Raw genomic sequence first — 19780 nt, forward strand, 5'->3', positions numbered from 1 at the left:
AATGGCATCATATAACGCGCGCAAACGCGATCCATTGCTGGACAGCACGACCCAGGCGGCAATTGAACGACGCAGCAAAGAGCTGATCGGGATCGCGCTGATCCTGCTGGGGTTGGCCTCGGCCGCGATGATATGGTCCTACACGCCCGATGATCCGAACTGGATGGTTTCGACTGATGCACCGGTGCAGAACTGGATGGGTCGGATCGGCGCATCGATCGCTGCGCCTCTGTTCATGATCGTGGGCTGGGGTAGTTGGGGCATCGCGCTGGTGCTGATCGGTTGGGGTGCGCGCTTTACCGGCCATTTCGGTGAGGATCGCGCGGTCAACTGTCTGATCTTCGCTCCGATCTGGATTGCCGTTGTGTCCGTTTACGCGGCGACGCTGGTGCCGGGTGAGGCGTGGCGCGCCACGCACAGCTATGGCCTGGGTGGGCTGTTCGGCGACACCGTGATGGGTGCATTGCTGACCCTGCTGCCGCTTTCTTCGCACTTCATGGTCAAGCTGATGTCGCTGGCCATGGCGGTCGGGATGCTGGCGCTTGGTGTTTTTGTGCTGGGTTTCACCAAATCCGACGTGCGCAAGGGGTTCCGCGCCTTCCTGTTGGGCTTGGTGATGTCCTACGACATGCTGATGAACGTAATGGGTCGAGGGGCGGCGGCCACTGCACAGGCCGCCCGTGATCGCCGTGCACAGTGGGATGAACGCAAGGCAGCGCGGGCCGAAGCTGCCGAAGCCGTGTTTGACGATGACGTGGCCTTTGCCGATCCGGTATTTGAAGACCTTGAATATGCCGAGCCCGAGCCTGCAAAGTCGGGGCTTCTGGCACGGATGCCCAGCCTGATCCGTCGTCCCGACCCGATGCCCGAACCTGAATTGATTGATCAAGATCCGGTTGCCGGTTTCGATGAAATGCCGGGCGAAGATCGCATCAGATCCAAGATCTCTGCCGCCGTTCGCAATCGCAAAGTGGCCACCGGAGAGATGACACCCGAGCCTGATCCGAACCTGCCGCTGACTAAGGGGCGGGGTCGGGGGCCTGACCCATTGATCCTGAACCCAAGGGGCACGGGTGAACTGCCGCCCGAACCGCCCGTGACGTCAGCAGGTTTGCCGCCCGAACCCATGCAGACTGCGACCCCTGATCCTGAATGGCAGGACACCTTGCATGATGACTTTGCGCCCGAGCCGTATGACCAAGACGATGACGTGTTCGAAGACGCACCAGAACCGGAACCTCAGCCGCGTCCAGCGATGAAAATTCCGGTGGCCGAGCCGCGCAAACCGGTCGTCGCGCAGCCTGTGCGCCGCACTCCGCCGCCTTCGCGCCGGGCTCAGGCCGAGGCGCAGCCGGCATTGTCTTTTGAAGAAAGGCATTCGGATTTCGAACTGCCGCCGCTGGGTCTTTTGTCCAATCCGGCCAGTATTCAGCGCCATCACCTCAGCGATGAGGCACTGGAAGAAAACGCGCGGATGCTGGAAAACGTTCTGGATGATTACGGCGTAAAGGGTGAGATCGTCAGCGTCCGTCCCGGCCCCGTTGTCACGATGTACGAATTGGAGCCAGCCCCGGGGTTGAAAGCCAGCCGCGTGATCGGCTTGGCCGATGATATTGCGCGTTCGATGTCAGCCCTTTCGGCGCGGGTTTCGACTCTGCCAGGGCGTTCGGTGATCGGCATCGAGCTGCCAAACGAAAACCGCGAAATGGTTGTGCTTCGCGAGATCTTGGCCAGCCGTGATTTCGGTGATGGCAACCAAGCACTGCCGCTGGCACTGGGAAAAGATATCGGTGGCGAATCCGTCGTAGCCAACTTGGCCAAGATGCCTCACCTGTTGATCGCCGGGACAACTGGTTCGGGTAAGTCTGTGGCGATCAACACGATGATCCTGTCGCTGCTCTACAAGCTTACACCGGATGAGTGTCGCCTCATCATGATCGACCCCAAGATGCTGGAACTGTCGGTTTATGACGGTATCCCACATCTGTTGTCGCCCGTTGTGACCGACCCGAAAAAGGCGGTTGTGGCCCTGAAATGGGTCGTGGGCGAAATGGAAGACCGCTATCGCAAGATGTCCAAGATGGGCGTCCGCAATATCGCGGGCTACAATGGCCGCGTGAAGGATGCGTTGGCCAAGGGTGAGATGTTCAGCCGCACGGTCCAGACCGGGTTTGACGAAGAAACTGGCGAGCCGATGTTCGAGACCGAGGAATTCGCGCCCGAGGCGATGCCCTACATCGTCGTGATCGTCGATGAGATGGCCGACCTCATGATGGTTGCCGGCAAAGAGATCGAAGCCTGCATTCAGCGTCTGGCACAAATGGCGCGGGCTTCAGGTATTCACCTGATCATGGCGACGCAGCGCCCCTCGGTCGACGTGATCACCGGCACGATCAAGGCGAACTTCCCGACCCGGATTTCGTTCCAGGTGACGTCCAAAGTCGATAGCCGCACTATTCTGGGCGAAATGGGCGCCGAGCAGCTTTTGGGGCAGGGTGACATGCTGTACATGGCGGGTGGCGCCAAGATCACACGCTGCCATGGACCGTTTGTTTCGGATGAGGAGGTTGAGGAAATCGTCAACCACCTGAAACAGTTCGGCCCACCGGATTACGTTGGTGGTGTGGTCGATGGCCCGGCTGAGGAAAAGGCCGACAATATCGACGCCGTTCTGGGCCTGAACACCGGTGGCAACACCAATGGTGAGGACGCGCTCTATGACCAGGCGGTGGCGATTGTGATCAAGGATCGCAAATGCTCAACCTCTTACATCCAGCGGAAACTTGCCATTGGCTATAATAAAGCTGCGCGGCTTGTTGAGCAGATGGAAGACGAAGGCGTTGTTTCGTCAGCAAATCACGTCGGTAAGCGGGAAATCCTCGTCCCCGAGCAATAGGATATTTAATAACAAGGGCAGAGCGCATATCTGTAGGGCATGAAACAGATTGCCCTTGCCCTTGCCTTTTGCCTTGCCGCGCCAGCCGCCTGGGCTGCCGACAAATTGGCCTTGTCACAAATCTCTGACTATCTGAACGGCCTGAAGGCCGTTGAGACAACATTCACGCAGGTCAACGATGATGGCTCATTAAGTACTGGAAAGTTGTGGCTTCAACGGCCCGGCAAGATGCGGTTCGAGTATGACCCGCCAAACAGCGCTGTTGTTTTGGCGAATACCGGAACCGTGAAAATCTTCGACCCGAAGTCTAACCAACCGCCCGAGCAATACCCATTGAAACGAACGCCGCTGTCACTGGTGTTGGCGCGCAATGTGAATCTGGGGCAGGCGAACATGGTGGTGGGTCATGATTTCGATGGCACTGCTACGGTTGTCACCGCGCAGGACCCGAAGAACCCTGAAACTGGACGGATTGAGCTGATGTTCACCGATAACCCGATTGAGCTGCGCAAGTGGGTTATTCATGACAATGCCGGCAGCCAGACAACCGTTCTGTTAGGACAGTTGAACACAGGCCCGAACCTGAGCCGGGACCTGTTCTCATCTTCAAAACGAAGCGGGTCAAACAATCGCTGACCCGCGTGGTTTTTAGTGGCGGCAGCCAGCCAGTTGCGCCTGGTATAGCTTAGCGCGGGCATCTACGTCATTGGCGACATTCAGCAGCCAGGTCTTGCTGTAGTGGCTACCCCGGGCATAACCCGAGTGACCCTCATGATAGGCGAGGTACTGGTTACGCGTGTCGCTGGGATGGATGCCGTTCCGCGTGTAGCTTTTGTTCATGTACCAGCCGATGAAGTCCGACGCATCGCGAATACGGTCACGCTTGGCGCGGCGTTTGCCGGTTTCCTTCTGGTATTGTTCCCAAGTACCATCCAACGCCTGACTAAAGCCATATGCGCTGCTCTGACGACCCATCGGTATTACACCCAGAACGTATTGGTGCGGTGTGCGCGCGTCATGCCGATAGCGACTTTCCTGATAAATCGTCGCCATCTGAACGTGAACGGGGATGCCCCATTTGCGTTCAGTGTTTTTGAAGGCCTTTATAAATTCAGGCCTTTCACGCGCAATGCTGCACGCGTCATTCAGCTTGCTGGGCGGCTGTTTTGAACCACCCCCACAGGATGCCAAAAGCAGCACCCCGAAGAGTACGATAAGAATTCTGCTCATGTGCCTCGTGCCTTTTTTCCTTATTCTAGCGTAAATTGACGTTTTAGGAAATCACATTCGTCATAGAATAATAGCTAGAATTAAGGGCATTGCGCCTATTGAAAGGGCGGTTGAGACCATGACCATCCCGGCGACGGCATCGGAATCGGCCTCGAACCGTTCGGCCAACAGGTATGAGGTCACGGCCACCGGCGCGCAGGCCTGTAGCACCAGAACTCCGAAGGCCACGGCATCCAGACTGAACACACGTGCAACAGCCCACCCCAAAACGAAGCAGACCCCCAGCTTCAGCAATGAAAGCGAAAATGCCTGACCCAAGCGATGCGTTGTCAGGCGTGCCACCGCAACGCCCAGAGTGATCAACATCAGGGGAACGGCCATCTGCCCCAACAGATCAAGTGTGTTGGTCAGGAACACGGGCGTTTCCCAGCCGCGCCACAGAAACAAGGCACCAAACAGGGTCGCCCAGACAATCGGTTCACGCAAGACTTTTCCGAACGCGCCTTTGCCAGCCACCAGATAGATGCCGAAAGTGAATGAAAACAAAGCAGTAGTCGACAAGAAGATGACGGCATAGCCCAGTCCGGCCTGACCAAACGCAAACAGGCACAAAGGTAGGCCAAGGTTGCCTGTATTCCCGAAGATCAGCGGCGACAGGTAGGTGCGCTGCTCAAGCCTCAGCCCGCGTGCAATCACCCAGAATACCCCCGTCATCGCCAGATGTGCTGCAACGGATGCAACGGTGAAGCGAGAAAGGTCCTCCCCCGGAATATCTGTTTTCATCAGCGCCACAAAGATCAGACTGGGCACCGCAAGGGTCATGGCAAAGCGCGTGACGAATTGCAGTCGGTACTCAAACCCAAGCTTGACCCACGCAAAACCGATTCCCGCCAAAAGAAAAACCGGCGCCACAATTTCGAAGACTGTTGGCAAGAGGTTCACAGACTGTTTCCCTAAATTTCAGATCAATCATTGGCATTTCGGCCCGGAAACAGGTAGTAAGACCAGTGGGGGCAGAGATAATGCTGAAGACAAACGCCAAATACGGTTTGGGACAGGTGGTCCGCCATAAGAAACATCCCTTCCGAGGGGTGATTTTTGACGTCGATCCAGAGTTTTCGAATACGGAAGAATGGTATCAGGCCATCCCCGAGGATAGCCGACCTGTCAAGGATCAGCCGTTTTACCACTTGTTGGCAGAAAACGATCAATCGTTCTATGTCGCTTATGTTTCTGAACAAAATCTGGTTGCGGATCAGTCCGGTGAACCGGTTGAACACCCAGATATTCCCGATATGTTCGGCCCGTTCGAGAATGGCGCATATCCGCTCCACTTTCATTTGAACTGAAGTCGTTCGACCAGACGTCTGTTTTTTAGTACCCAAGCGCACATCCGTCTTTTCGCGGGTCGCTTGCGCCCTGCAATACACCGCTTTCACAGATTCGAATTGCCTGAGCACCGCCTAACGGTGTTTCCGATACTTGAATATTGTGACCAATCTCACTCAATTGTTGAGCAACCTTGGGCGAAATTCCGCGCTCAAGCTTCAAAAAGCCTTTGTCGAAAAATGCGCGCGGTCCATCGATGCTGGCCTGTAGGCCCATGCCGTGGTCGGTCAGGTTTGACACGAACCGCGAGTGGCCGGTGGGTTGATAGGCGCCGCCCATAACGCCAAACGGCATAAGAACGCGCCCATCTTGCTTCAGCAATCCTGGAATGATCGTGTGCATTGGCCGTTTGCGACCGCCCAATTCATTCGGGTGCCCAGCTTGCAGGGTAAAGCCCGACCCCCGGTTCTGCATCAGAATGCCGTATTTTTCGGACGCGATTCCCGACCCGAAGCTGTGGAAAATGGAATATATCAGAGATACCGCCATCCGGTCCCGGTCCACGACGGTGATGTACACCGTATCCTTGTGGACGGATTCGGTCAGAGGGGCTGCTGCAGCCATGGCCCGTTTCGGATCAATCAGCGCGGCAAGGCGGTCAGCTACATTCTGATCCAGGAAACGATCTGCATGCGTCGTGTGATCAGGGTCCGCAATGAACCGGTTGCGCGCATCGTAGGCGAGCTTCGAGGCCTCGGTCTCGATATGCAGACGCTCCACCCCGAACGGGTCCATGCTGGCCAGGTCAAAGCTTTTGAGAATGTTCAGCAGCAGAATGGCCGTGGCCCCTTGGCCGTTGGGTGGATGCTCAACCAGTTCCAGACCGTTGTAGTTGCCACTGACGGGCTGTGTTTTCGTACAAGCTGTGGCCAGAAAATCATCGGCCGTGTGGACGCCACCGAGTTGGTTCAGCGTCGCGATCATGTCGTCGGCGATTTCACCGGAATAAAAAGCATCCCTCCCATCCCGCGCGATCCGGCGCAAAACCTCTGCCTGACCGGGAGAGCGAAAAACCTGCCCGGTCTCAAGCGCCTTGTCGTTGACCAGATAATGCGAACGCGCTGCACCTTGCAGCGTTGCTGCGCCAATCTGCCAGTCAAAGGCAACCCTCGGGGCAACCGGCACGCCGTTTTCGGCATAGTGAATGGCGGGCTGTAACAGGGCATCCAGCCCCAGCTTGCCCTCGGCCTGCGCCAAGTGGCAGAAGGCATCCACGGCACCGGGGACAGTCACTGCATCAGCCGTATTCAGCGGGACCGCCTTTAGCCCTTGTGCCCGAAGTTTTTCAGCATCGGCAGCAGCCGGTGCACGGCCCGAGCCGTTCAGGGCGCGCACCTCATCCTCACCCGCGCGGTTGAAAAGCACGAAACAGTCACCGCCAAGCCCGGTCATCTGGGGTTCGCATATGCCAAGCAGAACTGCACCGGCGATTGCGGCATCCATTGCGTTGCCACCTTGGGCAAGAATGTCCAAAGCCACCTTGGCCGCCAACGGGTGCGACGTCGCGCACATCCCTTCGGTGGCCAGAACTTCGGACCGGCCCGGTGTTTGAAAATCCCGCATGGTGATGTCCCCCCGATTCAACGCGCCGAACCTATCGCGCGGCCCGGGGTTGTCCAGTAAAATCAATGGGAAATTCCTCGGCGCCGTTCACTGGGTGGGGGCTGTGACACATGGCGCCGAGGGAAGCTATCTGAGCTACGTGTTCCTTTTTGCCCTGCGTTTGCGGCGTTACAATGGTTCGATCTGGGCCTTATTGTGACGATTTTTGGTCATTACACGGTTTGAACGAAGTCGAAGCGCAACGACAGTCGGTTGCGCCCGTTGCTACGCTCATAGCGGATTTCACTAGTCAGTTCGTGGATCAGAAACCAGCCAAACCCCCCTTCGGGCAGTTCACTCAGTGTTGATCCAAGTGGGGCAAGGATGCCGTCCGGTATACATAGCCCAGGCAACGGGTTGCCGGTGTCCGTGATCAGAACATCCAGCCAAGTCTTGTGTAATTGGCAACGAATCTCGACCTCGGCAGGGGTGAGGCCAGCATAGGCATGTTCGACAACGTTGTTGATCGCTTCGGCCAAAGCAATTTTGACGTCGCCCGCCCAAGGGGCCGGAAGCCCTTGGGCCTCCAGGTCTTGGCTTATTCGAGCGACCCCGGCGCTGGCCTTCGACTGGGTCGCTAGGAAGCTCAAATCCAAACACTTGCCGGTTTGCATGGGCATCGCGCCTATTCAGATAAACAAAGGCGTCAGTCTGTTGCGGCTGACAGGGCGTCATCAAGCGTTGGGTACAGTTTGAACACTGTATCCATGCGGGTGAGTCGAAAAACCTTTTCGACAAAGGGTTGAAGGCCGGCCAGGTCCAGCCTGCGGTCGCTGCCAAGCTGCTTCATCGAGGCGACGATCGCGCCCAGCCCGCTTGAATCGATGAATTCGACATTCGTCAGATCGAGAACAACCCTGGGGGCACCCCCTTCCGCTTCGCCCCGCATGTTTTCCTTGAATTGAATTGCCATGGCCGCATCAATGCGGTCGCAATGCACCTTGATGATCTGGGTTGCGTCGTTTGTTGTGCTGGTCAGGGCCATGCGCGACGGTCCTTTAATCTGAAGGTTGCTAGTAGAAATACGCTAGACGACAAATCTTACCATTCGGTATCCATCGACTGGCAAAACAGGAGAAGCATCGTGAAACAGGTCGTTATTGCCGGCGCAGCACGGACGCCCATGGGTGGGTTTCAAGGAGTATTCGACGGCGTTGCCGCATCCGAGTTGGGCGGTACCGCGATAAGGGCCGCGCTCAAGGGCGCTGGCGCAGAAACCGTTGACGAAGTTTTGATGGGATGCGTCCTGCCTGCGGGGCTGGGTCAAGCACCTGCGCGCCAGGCCGGGTTTGCGGCCGGTCTGGGGGAAGAGGTGCCTGCGACAACGCTGAACAAGATGTGTGGATCAGGCATGAAGGCCGCGATGATGGCCTTTGATCAGATCGCGTTGGGCCATGCGGACACCATGGTGGCAGGTGGCATGGAAAGCATGACCAATGCCCCCTACCTGTTGCCCAAAATGCGTGGCGGTGCGCGGATCGGGCATGGTCAGGTCGTGGATCATATGTTCCTCGATGGGCTCGAGGATGCTTATGACAAGGGCCGCCTGATGGGAACCTTTGCCGAGGACTGCGCCGAGGCCTATCAGTTCACGCGTGAGGCACAGGACGAATACGCGCTGCAATCTCTGTCCAACGCGCTGTCGGCGCAGGAAAGCGGTGCTTTTGAGGATGAAATAACTCCGGTCACGACCCGCACGCGTAAGGGCGAAGTTACATTCGCGGAAGATGAACAACCAAAATCCGCACGGCCAGAGAAAATTCCGACGCTGAAGCCAGCGTTTCGCAAGGATGGGACGGTGACGGCGGCCAATTCGTCGTCAATTTCTGACGGTGCTGCGGCCTTGGTCCTTGCCTCGGCCGAGGCGGCAGAGGCGCAAGGCCTGACCGTGCGCGCCCGGATCGTCGGCCATGCCAGTCACGCTCAGGCGCCAGGCTTGTTCACGACCGCTCCGGTTCCGGCAGCGCAGAAGCTGTTGTCTAATATTGGCTGGTCGAAAGAGGATGTTGATCTGTGGGAGGTGAACGAGGCTTTTGCCGTCGTGCCCATGGCGTTCATGCACGAGATGGGGCTGCCCCGCGACAAAGTGAACGTAAATGGCGGTGCCTGCGCGCTGGGCCATCCAATCGGCGCGTCGGGCGCACGGATCATGGTGACGCTTCTCAATGCGTTGGAAAAGCGAAACCTGAAACGCGGTGTGGCCGCTATCTGCATCGGTGGTGGAGAAGGCACCGCCATTGCCATTGAACGGGTTTGACCCCCTGTCCTTTTCCGCATAGTGCGGGGAAAAATTCCTGCAATGAGCACGACCATGACCGCTGACTACGACGCCCTGGCGAAAACCATATCTGCGCTGACCGAAGGTGAAACGGATCAGGTTGCGCTGATGGCAACCGTCGCCTGCGAGGTGCACCATTCAGATGATCGGTTCGACTGGACCGGGTTCTATCGCGTTACCGAACCGGGTTTGTTGAAGATCGGTCCATACCAAGGCGGTCATGGTTGCCTTGTCATTCCGTTCGACCGGGGAGTCTGTGGCGCGGCGGCGCGCACGGGCGAGGTACAACTGGTTCCGGACGTGGATGCTTTTCCGGGCCACATCGCCTGCGCCTCGTCCACCCGGTCCGAGATTGTTTTGCCGGTACGCAACGCTCAAGGGGAGATAATCGCCGTCTTCGACATCGACAGCGACCAACCGGACGCGTTCACCGAAACGGACGCGTCTGCCCTGTCTTCAATCCTTACAGACGTTTTCGCAAGATAGGCTCGACCGGCGTCAAGCCCCGTTCGAGATCGGAAAAGCCAATGTTTTCTGTCAGGTTCCCAGTACCTTGGCTTTCTGAGCGGCGAATTCTTCATCCGTCAGGTGGCCTTTTTCCTTGAGGCTCGCAAGCCGCTCAATCTCATCCGCGGCAGATACGGATGCGACTGATCGGATATAATCCTTCTGAGCCTCTTCAATCTGGTTCATGGTCTCAACGCTGTGTTGATGCATCTTGTCGCCGCGCACGATGAGATAGCACAGGACACCCAACCATGGGATCAGGATCACGAAGGCAATCCACAGCGCCTTGCCGCCTCCGCTCAGGTCTTTTGAGCGAAAGACATCGGCAACAACCGATATCATCACCCAGAACCAGGCGACCATCAGGAACAGCCAGAAGATCGACCAGACTACGTCAAAGAAACCAAGCCCGTTTTCCATTTTTGTCCAATCCTTTAATCAATTGTAAGAAATCCCTGCGCTTTGAGATCACGCAATTGTAACAGGCAGGTCGCGCGTTGGTTAGAAAATTCTTTGGGTGCGATGCGCGGCTTACAGCAATGTGGGCAGTGTTTCGGATATAATCAGGTAAACCATAGCCGCTTGAGTCAAAAAGATCCCGAACAGCCAGATCGAAAACCCGCGCTTGCGCGTCTTGTGCCGGAACATCCAACGCCCCAGCACCGCACCGGGGCTGCCGCCAAGCGCAGCCAGCCAAAGCAAGCGGCGTTCCGGGACGCGGCGCTTTCGACGTTTCGCGCGGGCCTTGTCCCAACCAAAGGCCAGCAAAGTCAGGGTGTTAATCGCCCATAGGTACATCACTGCAATCCACATAAACGCGGCATAGCAAGCGGTGCCACCAATGCAAATGAAAAAACCCTTGGAAATTTCATGATTCTGCGACATCGTGAAAAATGTGATGCGAATTTCACAAGGTGCCGCCCAGCCATGAACAGCCAAGCCCCCCATAGCGCGACACTTGGAGCCGATATTCGCGCTCTGCGCAAAGCGCGCGGGCTGACATTGACCGAGATCGCGACGCGATTGAACCGCTCGGTGGGGTGGCTCAGTCAGGTTGAGCGAGACATGTCGAACCCTTCAATCTCGGATCTGCGCCAGATTGCCGAATGTCTGGGCGTTCCGATGTCGATGCTTTTTGCGCATTCCGCAGTGCCAGCTGACGAGCAGGGCTATGTCGTGCGCGCGGGAACACGTCGGCCTATGGGGTCTGGTGATGAGGGGTTGATCGAAGAGCTTCTTTCACCCGATCTGACCGATGATTTTGAGGTGGTGCATTCCACGTTCGAGCCACGGTCCAAGATGCAGAAACCGGCCAACAGACCAACGCAAGAGGTCGGCTATGTCATTTCGGGCCGGTTGGATTTGACCATTGGATCCCGACAGTTCACGGTAGGCGCGGGCGACAGTTTTCGCATCAAGCACGAACCCTATCAATGGACCAACCCCTATGATGAGCCTGCCCTGGCTATCTGGGTCATCGCGCCACCGGTGTATTGATGAGTTTTGAGGCCTGGACCATATTCGCGCTTTTCTGGGTGGTTTTCGTGACCACTCCGGGTCCGAATGCCGTCAATTGTATCTCGAACGGGATGAGCCTGCCTTTTCCCAAAGCGATGCTTGGAGTCTTGGCGATCCTGACTCAGGCGAGTGCGTTCCTGATCCTGTCGGCGCTGGGCATCACTGCACTGATCGCGGCGTCTCCGACCGGATTTTTCATTGCCAAGCTGGTGGGCGCGGGATTTCTGATATGGGTCGGTGTGCGCGGTTGGATAAACGCGACCAAGCCCGCCCCGGCCCGCGAACAACCCGCGCGGCATGTCTATCTGCATGCGCTGGCGGTAGCGACGATCAACCCCAAAAGCGTGGCCGGATACCTTGCGGCCTTTTCCCAATTCGTTCAACCCGACGTGCCGGTGTGGCAGCAGATGGGGGTGATCATGCCCACTGCGCTGATTATCACCACGCTCAGCTACACGGGGTTTACCCTGCTGGGCGCGCTGATGGGCAAGGCCGCGTTGGGGGCCGTGTTCAACATCTGGGTCCGCCGGGTAATGGCGGCCTGTTTCATTATTTACGGCGTGTTGCTGGGGGCCAGCTCCACGCCCACAACAACTAGGGGATAACGACATGCAAACTGGCTCATGTCTTTGCGGCAAGGTTGCGTTCACGATTGAAGGAGACCTCACCCCGCCCAACGCGTGTCACTGTGGTCAGTGCCGCAGGCAATCAGGGCATCTGTGGGCTTCGACCGTGACGCATGAGGACAACCTGAGCTTCACCGCCCAAGAGACGCTGGGCTGGTATCACGCGTCTGACATCGCCAAGCGTGGTTTTTGCAGCGCGTGCGGTTCGTTCCTGTTCTGGCAGCACAACGACGAGGACACGATCGCGATCTCCGTGGGCTCATTGGACGAACCCACCGGATTGAAACTCGCCCAGCATATCTTCGTGGCGGACAAAGGCGAATACTACGACATCATGGACGACCTGCCCCAACGGGCCCAGTAACAGGGAACAAGACCAATGAGCGATTTTCCGAAAAAGGCCCGCGTGGTTATCATCGGTGGCGGTGTTGTGGGGGCTTCCTCGCTGTACCATCTGGCCAAGAAGGGCTGGACCGATTGCGTCTTGCTTGAAAAGAACGAACTGACCGCCGGGTCAACGTGGCACGCGGCGGGCAACGTTCCGACCTTTTCAACGTCATGGGCGATCATGAACATGCAGCGCTATTCGACCGAGCTGTATTCGCGGCTTGCCGAAGAGGTCGACTATCCGATGAACTACCATGTTTCGGGCTCGATCCGTCTGGCGCATAGTAAGGAGCGGATGCAGGAATTCGAGCGCGCCATGTCCATGGGCCGCTATCAGGGCATCCCGATGGAGATTTGGACCCCGGAACAGGCCAAGGAACGTTACCCGTTCCTTGAAACCCATGATCTGGAAGGTGTGCTCTACGACCCGACCGATGGCGATATCGACCCGGCGCAGCTGACGCAGGCATTGGCCAAGGGCGCGCGCGATCTGGGACAGAAGATCATCCGTTTCTGCCCGGCGACCGGCGTGACCCAGCAGGAGGACGGCACATGGACGGTTCATACTGACAAGGGCGATATTGACTGTGACTATGTCGTCAACGCTGCGGGCTACTACGCGCAGCGTGTGGGTGAGTGGTTCAAACCCTTTGGCGGCCGCACTGTACCCGCGATGGTCATGAGCCATCAGTACCTGTTGACCGACGAGATTCCCGAGATTGAAGCCTGGACCAAAGAAAACGGTGGCAAGCTGCCGTTGCTGCGCGACGTGGATGTTTCCTACTACCTACGGCAAGAGAAGAACGGCTTTAACCTCGGCCCCTACGAGCCCAACTGCAAGGGCCACTGGATGACCGAAGATGATCCCATGCCCGATGATTTCAGCTTCCAGCTTTGGAATGACGATCTGGACCGGATCGAAGAAATCGTTACAGACGCGATGGAGAGGGTGCCACTGATGGCTACCTCGGGCGTGGGCCGCGTAATCAACGGCCCGATTCCATACGCGCCGGACGGTCTGCCGCTGTTGGGACCCATGCCGGGCGTGAAGAATGCGTTTGAGGCGCACACTTTCACCTTCGGCATTGCCCAAGGCGGCGGTGCAGGCAAGGTGCTGGCCGAATGGATCGTCGATGGCCACACCGAATGGGATATGTGGGCGGTCGATCCGCGCCGCTATACCGATTACACCGATCAGGATTACTGCAACCAAAAGGGGATGGAGGTCTATGGCAACGAATACGCCATGCACTTCCCGCATCACGAATGGCCCGCCGCGCGGGACAAGAAACTGTCACCCGTACATGACAAGGTCAAAGCGCTGGGCGGTGTGATGGGTGCCTATAACGGCTGGGAGCGCGCCAACTGGTTCGCCAAGCCGGGCGACGACACGTCGCTTGAGGCCACACATACCTGGGGTCGCTCGGGTCCGTGGGAGCAGCGCGTCAAAGAAGAATGTGAAACCGTGCGAGACGACTGTGGCGTGCTGGATCTGCCGGGGTTTTCGCGGTTCAAAATACAAGGTCCGGGCGCGGACGAATGGCTGCGGGGTCTTGTAACGGGCGCTTTGCCCAAGATTGGTCGCGTCGGGTTGGTATATTTCGCCGATGAACGAGGTCGCATCCTTACGGAAATGTCTGTGACGCGTGAGGCCGAAAACCTCTTCGTTTTGGTGACTGCGGCCACGGCGCAATGGCATGACCGCGAATGGCTAGAACGCCACATACCTGCTGACGCGGCCTTTACGCTGGAGGATTGGACGACGCGGATGAGCACACTGATCGTGACCGGCCCAAAGTCGCGCGAGGTGCTCAGCAAGGTTTGCGATGCAGATCTTTCGCTTCCATGGCTCAGCTTTCAGGAGAGTGAAATCACCGGCGGCTGGGTTGCGCTTTTACGCGTGTCCTTCGCGGGTGAGCTCGGGTGGGAGGTTCATGCAGAAAACGCGGATATGCCTGCCATTTATGACGCGATCCTTGAGGCCGGGGCCAAGCCTTTCGGCATGTACGCCCTGAACTCACTGCGCATCGAAAAGGGATACCGCGCGTGGAAGGGCGATCTTTCGACCGACTATTCGCTGTTGGAAGGTGGCTTGGAGCGGTTCGTCAAGCTTGATAAGCCGCAGGATTTTCCGGGTAAGGCTGCGATCCTGAACGAAAAACAGCAGGGTGTGAAAAAGTCCTTTGTAACCCTGACCGTGGATGCGGGTGACTGCGACGCGCCGTACATGTCGTGCATCTGGCAAGGTGACCAGATTGTGGGCGAGACGACCTCGGGCGCATGGGGATACCGTGTCGGCAAGTCCATCGCGTTGGGCATGATCAAGGCTGAACTGGCAAATCCGGGCACCGAGCTTGAGGTCGAAATCTACGGGCAAAAGCATCGTGCGGTCGTAGAAAAAGACCAGCCGCTTTGGGATCCTGAGAACCAGCGGCTTCGCGCCTGACAGGAAACTGCCGTGAGCAAACGATACGCATGATGGGACCCGATCTGGGTCCCATTTATAACCGGAAGACTGACCAAACCCTATTACACGGTGTCGGGTCAGAACACGGGCGATGCATAATTCTGATGGGGTCGGTGACACCGCATCTGGACGACAAGACGTAAAGGTGAAATCCAATGACCCTCCCCAATCACATGTCCGGCGTTTACCTGACCCGACACGGCGGGCCAGAGGCTCTGGAATGGCGCGATGACATACCGGTGCCAAGGCCCGGTCCGCGGCAGGTTGTGGTTCGGGTTGCAGCGGCGGGCGTGAACAACACCGATATCAATACGCGGGTCGGCTGGTATTCCTCGGACGTGACCAGTGCCACGGATGCGGTCGATCAGGATGTTGAGGCCGGAGGCTGGGGCGGTGCGTTGCAGTTCCCGCGCATTCAGGGCGGTGATCTTTGCGGGGTCGTAGCGGCGGTTGGACAAGGGGCGGCGCTCCGACCCGGCCAGCGCGTGACCTGTCCGATCAACCTGCCACGGCCACGACCTGGAAACCCGACCGGTTTTATCGCCTTGGGCTCAGAAATGGACGGAGCTTTTGCGCAATATTGTCTGGTCGAGGCGGGTGATCTCTATGATGTTTCGGCCTCACCCCTGTCTGATGTTGAGATTGCCGCGATCCCCTGCGCTTTTGGCACCGCCGAAAACCTGCTGACCCGCGCAGGTGTGAGCCCTGGACAGAACGTGCTGGTCACAGGCGCATCGGGCGGCGTTGGACTGGCCACCGTGCAGCTGGCGGCGTTGCGCGGGGCAACGGTTTGGGGTGTGACCAGCCCAGCCAAGGCCGAGGTTGTCAAAAGCCAGGGCGCTGTAGATACGTTTGACCGTGACGCGGCGCTGCCCACCGACACTTTCGACGTGGTGATCGACGTTGTGGGCGGACCTGCGTGGCCCGGTCTGATACTCGCGCTGAAGCCGGGTGGACACTATGCGGTTTCGGGTGCCATCGCTGGCCCGGTGGTGCAGGCCGATCTGCGCGACATCTACCTGCGCGACATCACCATTCACGGCTGCACCCATCAGGCCTTCGAGGTATTTGGGCGACTGGTTGAGATGATCAATAGCGGTCGGATCAGACCTTTGATTTCAAAGACCTATCCGCTAAAAGACATCGCCGCTGCGCAGGAGGATTTTCAATCCAAATCGTATCCGGGCAAACTTGTTCTGATCCCCTAACTAGGCTGAAAACATGGCGAATATCACTCTTTTGGATGGCTCAATCGGGCAGGAATTGGTCAAACGCAGTGGTGACAAGCCAACACCCTTGTGGTCGACCCGCGTCATGATCGACCATCCTGAGCTGGTCGGGGACGTGCATGCAGAGTATTTCCGGCGCGGGGCGACAGTGGCCACAACAAACACCTACGCCATTCACCGGTCGCGGCTTGCGCGGGAGCAGATGGAAGACCAACTGGCGGATCTGGTCAACGCGGCCCTGACACAGGCCGAACGGGCGCGCGAGTCAAATGGCGGGTGCATTGCCGGGGCGCTTGGGCCTTTGCTGGCCTCTTACCGGCCCGACCTGAAACCAGATGTGGACGACGCCGCCGCAAAATTCTCTGAGCTGGTGAACCTTATGCGTGAACGCGTCGATCTGTTCCTGATCGAAACCGTTTCCTCGGTGCAAGAGGCCGAAGGTGTTTTGCGCGGTACTGCGCATGGTGGCAAACCGGTCTGGCTCGGGCTTTCGGTTATGGATGATGACGGGACACGGTTGCGTTCGGGCGAGCCGCTCTCCGATATCGCTCCGGTGGTGGATCATTTCGCGCCCGAGGCTGTTCTGATCAACTGCTCGCGCCCCGAGGCCATCCCGGCCGCGCTGAAGATCATCGCAAAACTGGGGCGCCCATTCGGCGCCTATGCCAACGGATTCACGCGCATCACCCAGGGGTTTTTACAAGACGCGCCCACGGTGGATGCACTGGAACAGCGTCATGATCTGGGACCTGATGCCTATGCGGATCATGCGATGGGCTGGGTGGCGCAAGGGGCAACCATTGTTGGCGGCTGTTGCGAAGTCGGGCCGGATCATATCGAAACCCTTGCCAACCGGCTGCGCGCAGCCGGTCACCAGATTGTCTGAGAGGCAGCGGATGGGAATACCGGCGGACGCTTCAACACAAACGTGCGGCACCGCATCGGTAATAATCGCCGATACTGTGACGGTTTTCGCACATTTGTTGTCGGTCTTTCATGGCATTTTAGCACAAACCTGACACAGCGGAGATTTCAGGATGGTTGATCTTCCCAGCAAGGCCCGAGTGGTGATCATTGGCGGCGGCGTTATCGGATGCTCGGTCGCGTATCACCTGACCAAGAAGGGTTGGAAGGACGTAGTATTGCTTGAGCGCAAGCAATTAACCAGCGGCACCACATGGCACGCCGCAGGCCTAATAGCGCAGCTACGTGCAACGGCGAACATGACCAAGCTGGCGAAGTACAGTCAAGAGCTCTACGGCTCACTTGAAGAAGAAACCGGCGTCGCCACCGGGTTCAAGCGGTGCGGATCAATTACCGTCGCGTTGACTGAGGAACGCAAGGAAGAGATTTATCGGCAAGCGGCCATGGCGCGCGCTTTTGGTGTTGAGGTCGAAGAGATTTCGAATGAACGCGTGCAGGCGCTTTATCCGCATCTGAACCTCGATGGTGTCAAAGGTGCTGTTTATTTGCCGCTGGACGGGCAGGGTGACCCGGCAAATATTGCCCTTGCTTTGGCCAAAGGCGCCCGCCAGCGCGGTGGCATCGTAAAGGAACGTGTAAAAGTCACCGATATCGTCAAACAGGGCCGTAAGGTAATCGGTGTGGATTGGGTGGCGGATGACGGTAGTGCCTCGGGCCATATTGAATGCGATATGGTTGTAAACTGTGCAGGCATGTGGGGCCACGAAGTTGGCCGCATGGCTGGGGTGAACGTCCCGCTGCACGCGTGTGAGCATTTCTACATTGTCACCGAAGCCATTGAAGGTCTGACCCAATTGCCGGTGCTGCGCGTCCCTGACGAATGCGCCTATTACAAAGAAGACGCGGGTAAAATGCTGCTGGGCGCGTTTGAACCAAACGCAAAGCCCTGGGCGATGAAGGGCATCCCTGACAGTTTTGAATTCGACCAGCTACCCGAGGATTTTGACCATTTCGAACCGATCCTTGAGGCCGCGTGCAACCGTATGCCCATGCTGGCCGAGGCGGGTATTCATACCTTTTTCAACGGCCCGGAATCTTTCACGCCTGACGATGCCTACCATCTGGGCCTTGCACCCGAGATGGATAATTTCTGGGTGGCGGCCGGGTTTAACTCAATCGGTATCCAATCGGCGGGCGGTGCCGGTATGGCGCTGGCCGAATGGATGGATAGCGGCGAGAGACCGTTTGATCTAGGGGATGTGGATATCGGCCGGATGCAGCCGTTTCAGGGCAACAAGAAGTATCTGTTCGAACGGTCCAAGGAAACGCTGGGTTTGCTCTATGCCGACCACTACCCCTACCGCCAGAAGGCGACTGCCCGCGGCGTTCGCCGGACCCCGTTCCATCACCACCTCAAGGAACAAGGCGCGGTTTTCGGCGAACTGGCAGGGTGGGAACGCGCCAACTGGTTTGCCAGTGAAGGACAGGAACGCGAATACCAGTACAGTTGGAAGCGCCAGAACTGGTTCGAGAACTCGGCGGCCGAGCACCGCGCGGTCCGTGAAAACGTCGGCATGTACGATATGTCGTCCTTCGGAAAAATCCGCGTTGAAGGGCCGGATGCCCAGAGATTCATGAACTACATCGGCGGTGGTGACTATTCGGTGCCAACTGGCAAGATCGTCTACACGCAGTTCCTGAACCGCACCGGCGGGATTGAGGCTGACGTGACCGTTACGCGCCTGACCGAGACCGCATATCTGGTTGTCACCCCGGCAGCGACCCGCTTGGCGGATCAGACATGGATGATGCGCCATGCAGGTGATTTCAATGTCGTCATCACGGATGTGACTGCTGGCGAAGGTGTTCTGGCTGTTATGGGTCCGAATGCGCGCGCGCTGCTTGAAAGAGTGTCGCCGGGTGATTTTTCGAACGCGACCAACCCGTTTGGCTCCGCGCAAGAGATTGAACTCGGCATGGGGCTGGCCCGTGTACACCGCGTCACATATGTGGGTGAATTGGGGTGGGAGGTCTATGTCTCGGCGGACATGGCTGGCCATGTTTTTGAAACCCTGTACGAAGCCGGGCAGGACATGGGGCTGAAGCTTTGCGGTATGCACATGATGGACAGCTGCAGGATCGAAAAGGGGTTCCGCCATTTCGGCCATGACATCACCTGCGAGGATCACGTGGTCGACGCGGGCCTCGGCTTTGCCGTGAAGGTGGACAAAGGCTGTGACTTCATCGGACGCGAGGCCGTGATTGCGCGCAAGGAAAGCGGACCGAAGAGCCGCCTGGTGCAGTTTAAACTGACCGATCCTGAGCCGTTGCTGTTCCACAACGAACCGATCATTCGGGATGGCGAGTATGTAGGCTATCTGAGTTCCGGCAACTACGGTCATACCCTGGGTGGTGCCATTGGTATGGGCTATGTCCCGTGCAAAGGGGAGAACGCGGCGGATGTTCTGGCTTCAGACTATGAGATCGACGTGTGCGGTGTGAAAGTTAAGGCAGAGGCATCGCTCAAGCCGATGTACGATCCGAAATCCGAACGCGTTAAGGTGTGATCAAATCGTCGGGGCGCTTCTGCGCCCCGGCCCTTTCCGACCGGCCGTCACTAGTAGGTCGGATACATCAGCATTCGTGATGACCTTGTTCACAGTTTTCTGAGTTCCCAAGCGCGCCTGATTTGCCATAGAGAACCAGGGTATCAATCGGAGACCCGCC

20 protein-coding genes are annotated in these 19780 nt (G+C 57.8%); 13 read left to right on the plus strand and 7 right to left on the minus strand.

What is annotated here, in order from left to right:
- The first annotated feature begins 1 nt into the window (after window position 1).
- Together AVO44_RS11670 and AVO44_RS11675 are read left to right on the plus strand one after the other, a co-directional pair.
- On the plus strand, window positions 2–2896 hold the full coding sequence (locus tag AVO44_RS11670) for a DNA translocase FtsK (RefSeq protein ID WP_068337082.1): 2895 nt from the start codon (window positions 2–4) through the stop codon (window positions 2894–2896).
- A gap of 39 nt (window positions 2897–2935) precedes the next feature.
- Window positions 2936–3532: a LolA family protein gene (locus AVO44_RS11675; RefSeq protein WP_068337085.1), complete on the plus strand. Its 597-nt coding sequence runs from the start codon at window positions 2936–2938 to the stop codon at window positions 3530–3532.
- A gap of 12 nt (window positions 3533–3544) precedes the next feature.
- On the opposite strand, the gene AVO44_RS11680 is transcribed toward AVO44_RS11675, so the two are convergent.
- Window positions 3545–4126 carry a transglycosylase SLT domain-containing protein gene (locus AVO44_RS11680; RefSeq protein WP_068337088.1) on the minus strand — a complete coding sequence of 194 codons (582 nt, stop codon included), beginning with the start codon at window positions 4124–4126 and terminating at the stop codon, window positions 3545–3547.
- Window positions 4127–4186: 60 nt separating this feature from the next.
- Complete coding sequence (locus AVO44_RS11685; RefSeq protein WP_068337091.1) at window positions 4187–5068, minus strand: AEC family transporter; 882 nt, start codon at window positions 5066–5068, stop codon at window positions 4187–4189.
- Window positions 5069–5148: 80 nt separating this feature from the next.
- Between AVO44_RS11685 and hspQ the strand changes: the two genes are divergently transcribed.
- Complete coding sequence (gene hspQ, locus AVO44_RS11690) at window positions 5149–5475, plus strand: heat shock protein HspQ (protein WP_068337094.1); 327 nt, start codon at window positions 5149–5151, stop codon at window positions 5473–5475.
- Window positions 5476–5500: 25 nt separating this feature from the next.
- Here hspQ and AVO44_RS11695 read toward each other — a convergent pair whose 3' ends face one another.
- Complete coding sequence (locus tag AVO44_RS11695) at window positions 5501–7078, minus strand: gamma-glutamyltransferase family protein (protein ID WP_068337098.1); 1578 nt, start codon at window positions 7076–7078, stop codon at window positions 5501–5503.
- 4 nt (window positions 7079–7082) lie between these two features.
- Here AVO44_RS11695 and AVO44_RS21300 point away from each other — a divergent pair, with 4 nt between their 5' ends.
- The gene (locus AVO44_RS21300) at window positions 7083–7277 is read left to right on the plus strand and encodes a hypothetical protein (RefSeq protein ID WP_169794852.1); all 195 of its coding nucleotides are present in this window, start codon (window positions 7083–7085) and stop codon (window positions 7275–7277) included.
- Window positions 7278–7290: 13 nt separating this feature from the next.
- Here the strand turns inward: AVO44_RS21300 and AVO44_RS11705 are convergent, their stop codons facing one another.
- Together AVO44_RS11705 and AVO44_RS11710 are read right to left on the minus strand one after the other, a co-directional pair.
- Complete coding sequence (locus AVO44_RS11705; RefSeq protein ID WP_068337334.1) at window positions 7291–7731, minus strand: ATP-binding protein; 441 nt, start codon at window positions 7729–7731, stop codon at window positions 7291–7293.
- A gap of 32 nt (window positions 7732–7763) precedes the next feature.
- Complete coding sequence (locus AVO44_RS11710) at window positions 7764–8102, minus strand: STAS domain-containing protein (protein ID WP_068337104.1); 339 nt, start codon at window positions 8100–8102, stop codon at window positions 7764–7766.
- Between the two features lie 99 nt (window positions 8103–8201).
- On the opposite strand from AVO44_RS11710, the gene AVO44_RS11715 reads away from it, so the two are divergent.
- Window positions 8202–9374, plus strand: a complete 1173-nt coding sequence (locus AVO44_RS11715; protein ID WP_068337106.1) for a thiolase family protein — start codon at window positions 8202–8204, stop codon at window positions 9372–9374.
- 54 nt (window positions 9375–9428) lie between these two features.
- The gene (locus AVO44_RS11720; protein ID WP_068337335.1) at window positions 9429–9881 is read left to right on the plus strand and encodes a GAF domain-containing protein; all 453 of its coding nucleotides are present in this window, start codon (window positions 9429–9431) and stop codon (window positions 9879–9881) included.
- 51 nt (window positions 9882–9932) lie between these two features.
- On the opposite strand, the gene AVO44_RS11725 is transcribed toward AVO44_RS11720, so the two are convergent.
- Both AVO44_RS11725 and AVO44_RS11730 read right to left on the minus strand, forming a co-directional pair.
- Window positions 9933–10322 carry an SHOCT domain-containing protein gene (locus AVO44_RS11725; RefSeq protein WP_068337109.1) on the minus strand — a complete coding sequence of 130 codons (390 nt, stop codon included), beginning with the start codon at window positions 10320–10322 and terminating at the stop codon, window positions 9933–9935.
- 111 nt (window positions 10323–10433) lie between these two features.
- Window positions 10434–10787 carry a DUF1294 domain-containing protein gene (locus tag AVO44_RS11730; RefSeq protein WP_233421974.1) on the minus strand — a complete coding sequence of 118 codons (354 nt, stop codon included), beginning with the start codon at window positions 10785–10787 and terminating at the stop codon, window positions 10434–10436.
- A 42-nt stretch (window positions 10788–10829) separates the two neighbouring features.
- Between AVO44_RS11730 and AVO44_RS11735 the strand changes: the two genes are divergently transcribed.
- The 7 genes from AVO44_RS11735 to AVO44_RS11765 all read left to right on the plus strand — a co-directional run bounded on the left by AVO44_RS11735 (window position 10830) and on the right by AVO44_RS11765 (window position 19620).
- The gene (locus AVO44_RS11735) at window positions 10830–11399 is read left to right on the plus strand and encodes a helix-turn-helix domain-containing protein (RefSeq protein WP_068337111.1); all 570 of its coding nucleotides are present in this window, start codon (window positions 10830–10832) and stop codon (window positions 11397–11399) included.
- Entirely contained in the window at window positions 11399–12025 is a 627-nt protein-coding gene (locus tag AVO44_RS11740; RefSeq protein WP_068337114.1) for a LysE family translocator, read from the plus strand. The genes AVO44_RS11735 and AVO44_RS11740 overlap by 1 nt, the downstream gene beginning before the upstream one ends.
- A 4-nt stretch (window positions 12026–12029) precedes the next feature.
- The gene (locus tag AVO44_RS11745; RefSeq protein ID WP_068337116.1) at window positions 12030–12410 is read left to right on the plus strand and encodes a GFA family protein; all 381 of its coding nucleotides are present in this window, start codon (window positions 12030–12032) and stop codon (window positions 12408–12410) included.
- 15 nt (window positions 12411–12425) lie between these two features.
- A complete protein-coding gene (locus AVO44_RS11750; protein ID WP_068337119.1) occupies window positions 12426–14879 on the plus strand; it encodes a GcvT family protein in 2454 nt (817 codons plus the stop codon).
- A 176-nt stretch (window positions 14880–15055) separates the two neighbouring features.
- Window positions 15056–16108, plus strand: coding sequence for a zinc-binding dehydrogenase (locus AVO44_RS11755; protein WP_068337122.1), 1053 nt, complete (start codon window positions 15056–15058; stop codon window positions 16106–16108).
- A 13-nt stretch (window positions 16109–16121) separates the two neighbouring features.
- Window positions 16122–17015 carry a homocysteine S-methyltransferase family protein gene (locus AVO44_RS11760; protein WP_068337126.1) on the plus strand — a complete coding sequence of 298 codons (894 nt, stop codon included), beginning with the start codon at window positions 16122–16124 and terminating at the stop codon, window positions 17013–17015.
- 151 nt (window positions 17016–17166) lie between these two features.
- The gene (locus tag AVO44_RS11765) at window positions 17167–19620 is read left to right on the plus strand and encodes a GcvT family protein (protein WP_068337129.1); all 2454 of its coding nucleotides are present in this window, start codon (window positions 17167–17169) and stop codon (window positions 19618–19620) included.
- Window positions 19621–19780: the final 160 nt, after the last annotated feature.

Origin of the sequence: Ruegeria profundi, from assembly GCF_001507545.1 — a bacterium.
GTDB classification, from domain to species: domain Bacteria; phylum Pseudomonadota; class Alphaproteobacteria; order Rhodobacterales; family Rhodobacteraceae; genus Ruegeria; species Ruegeria profundi.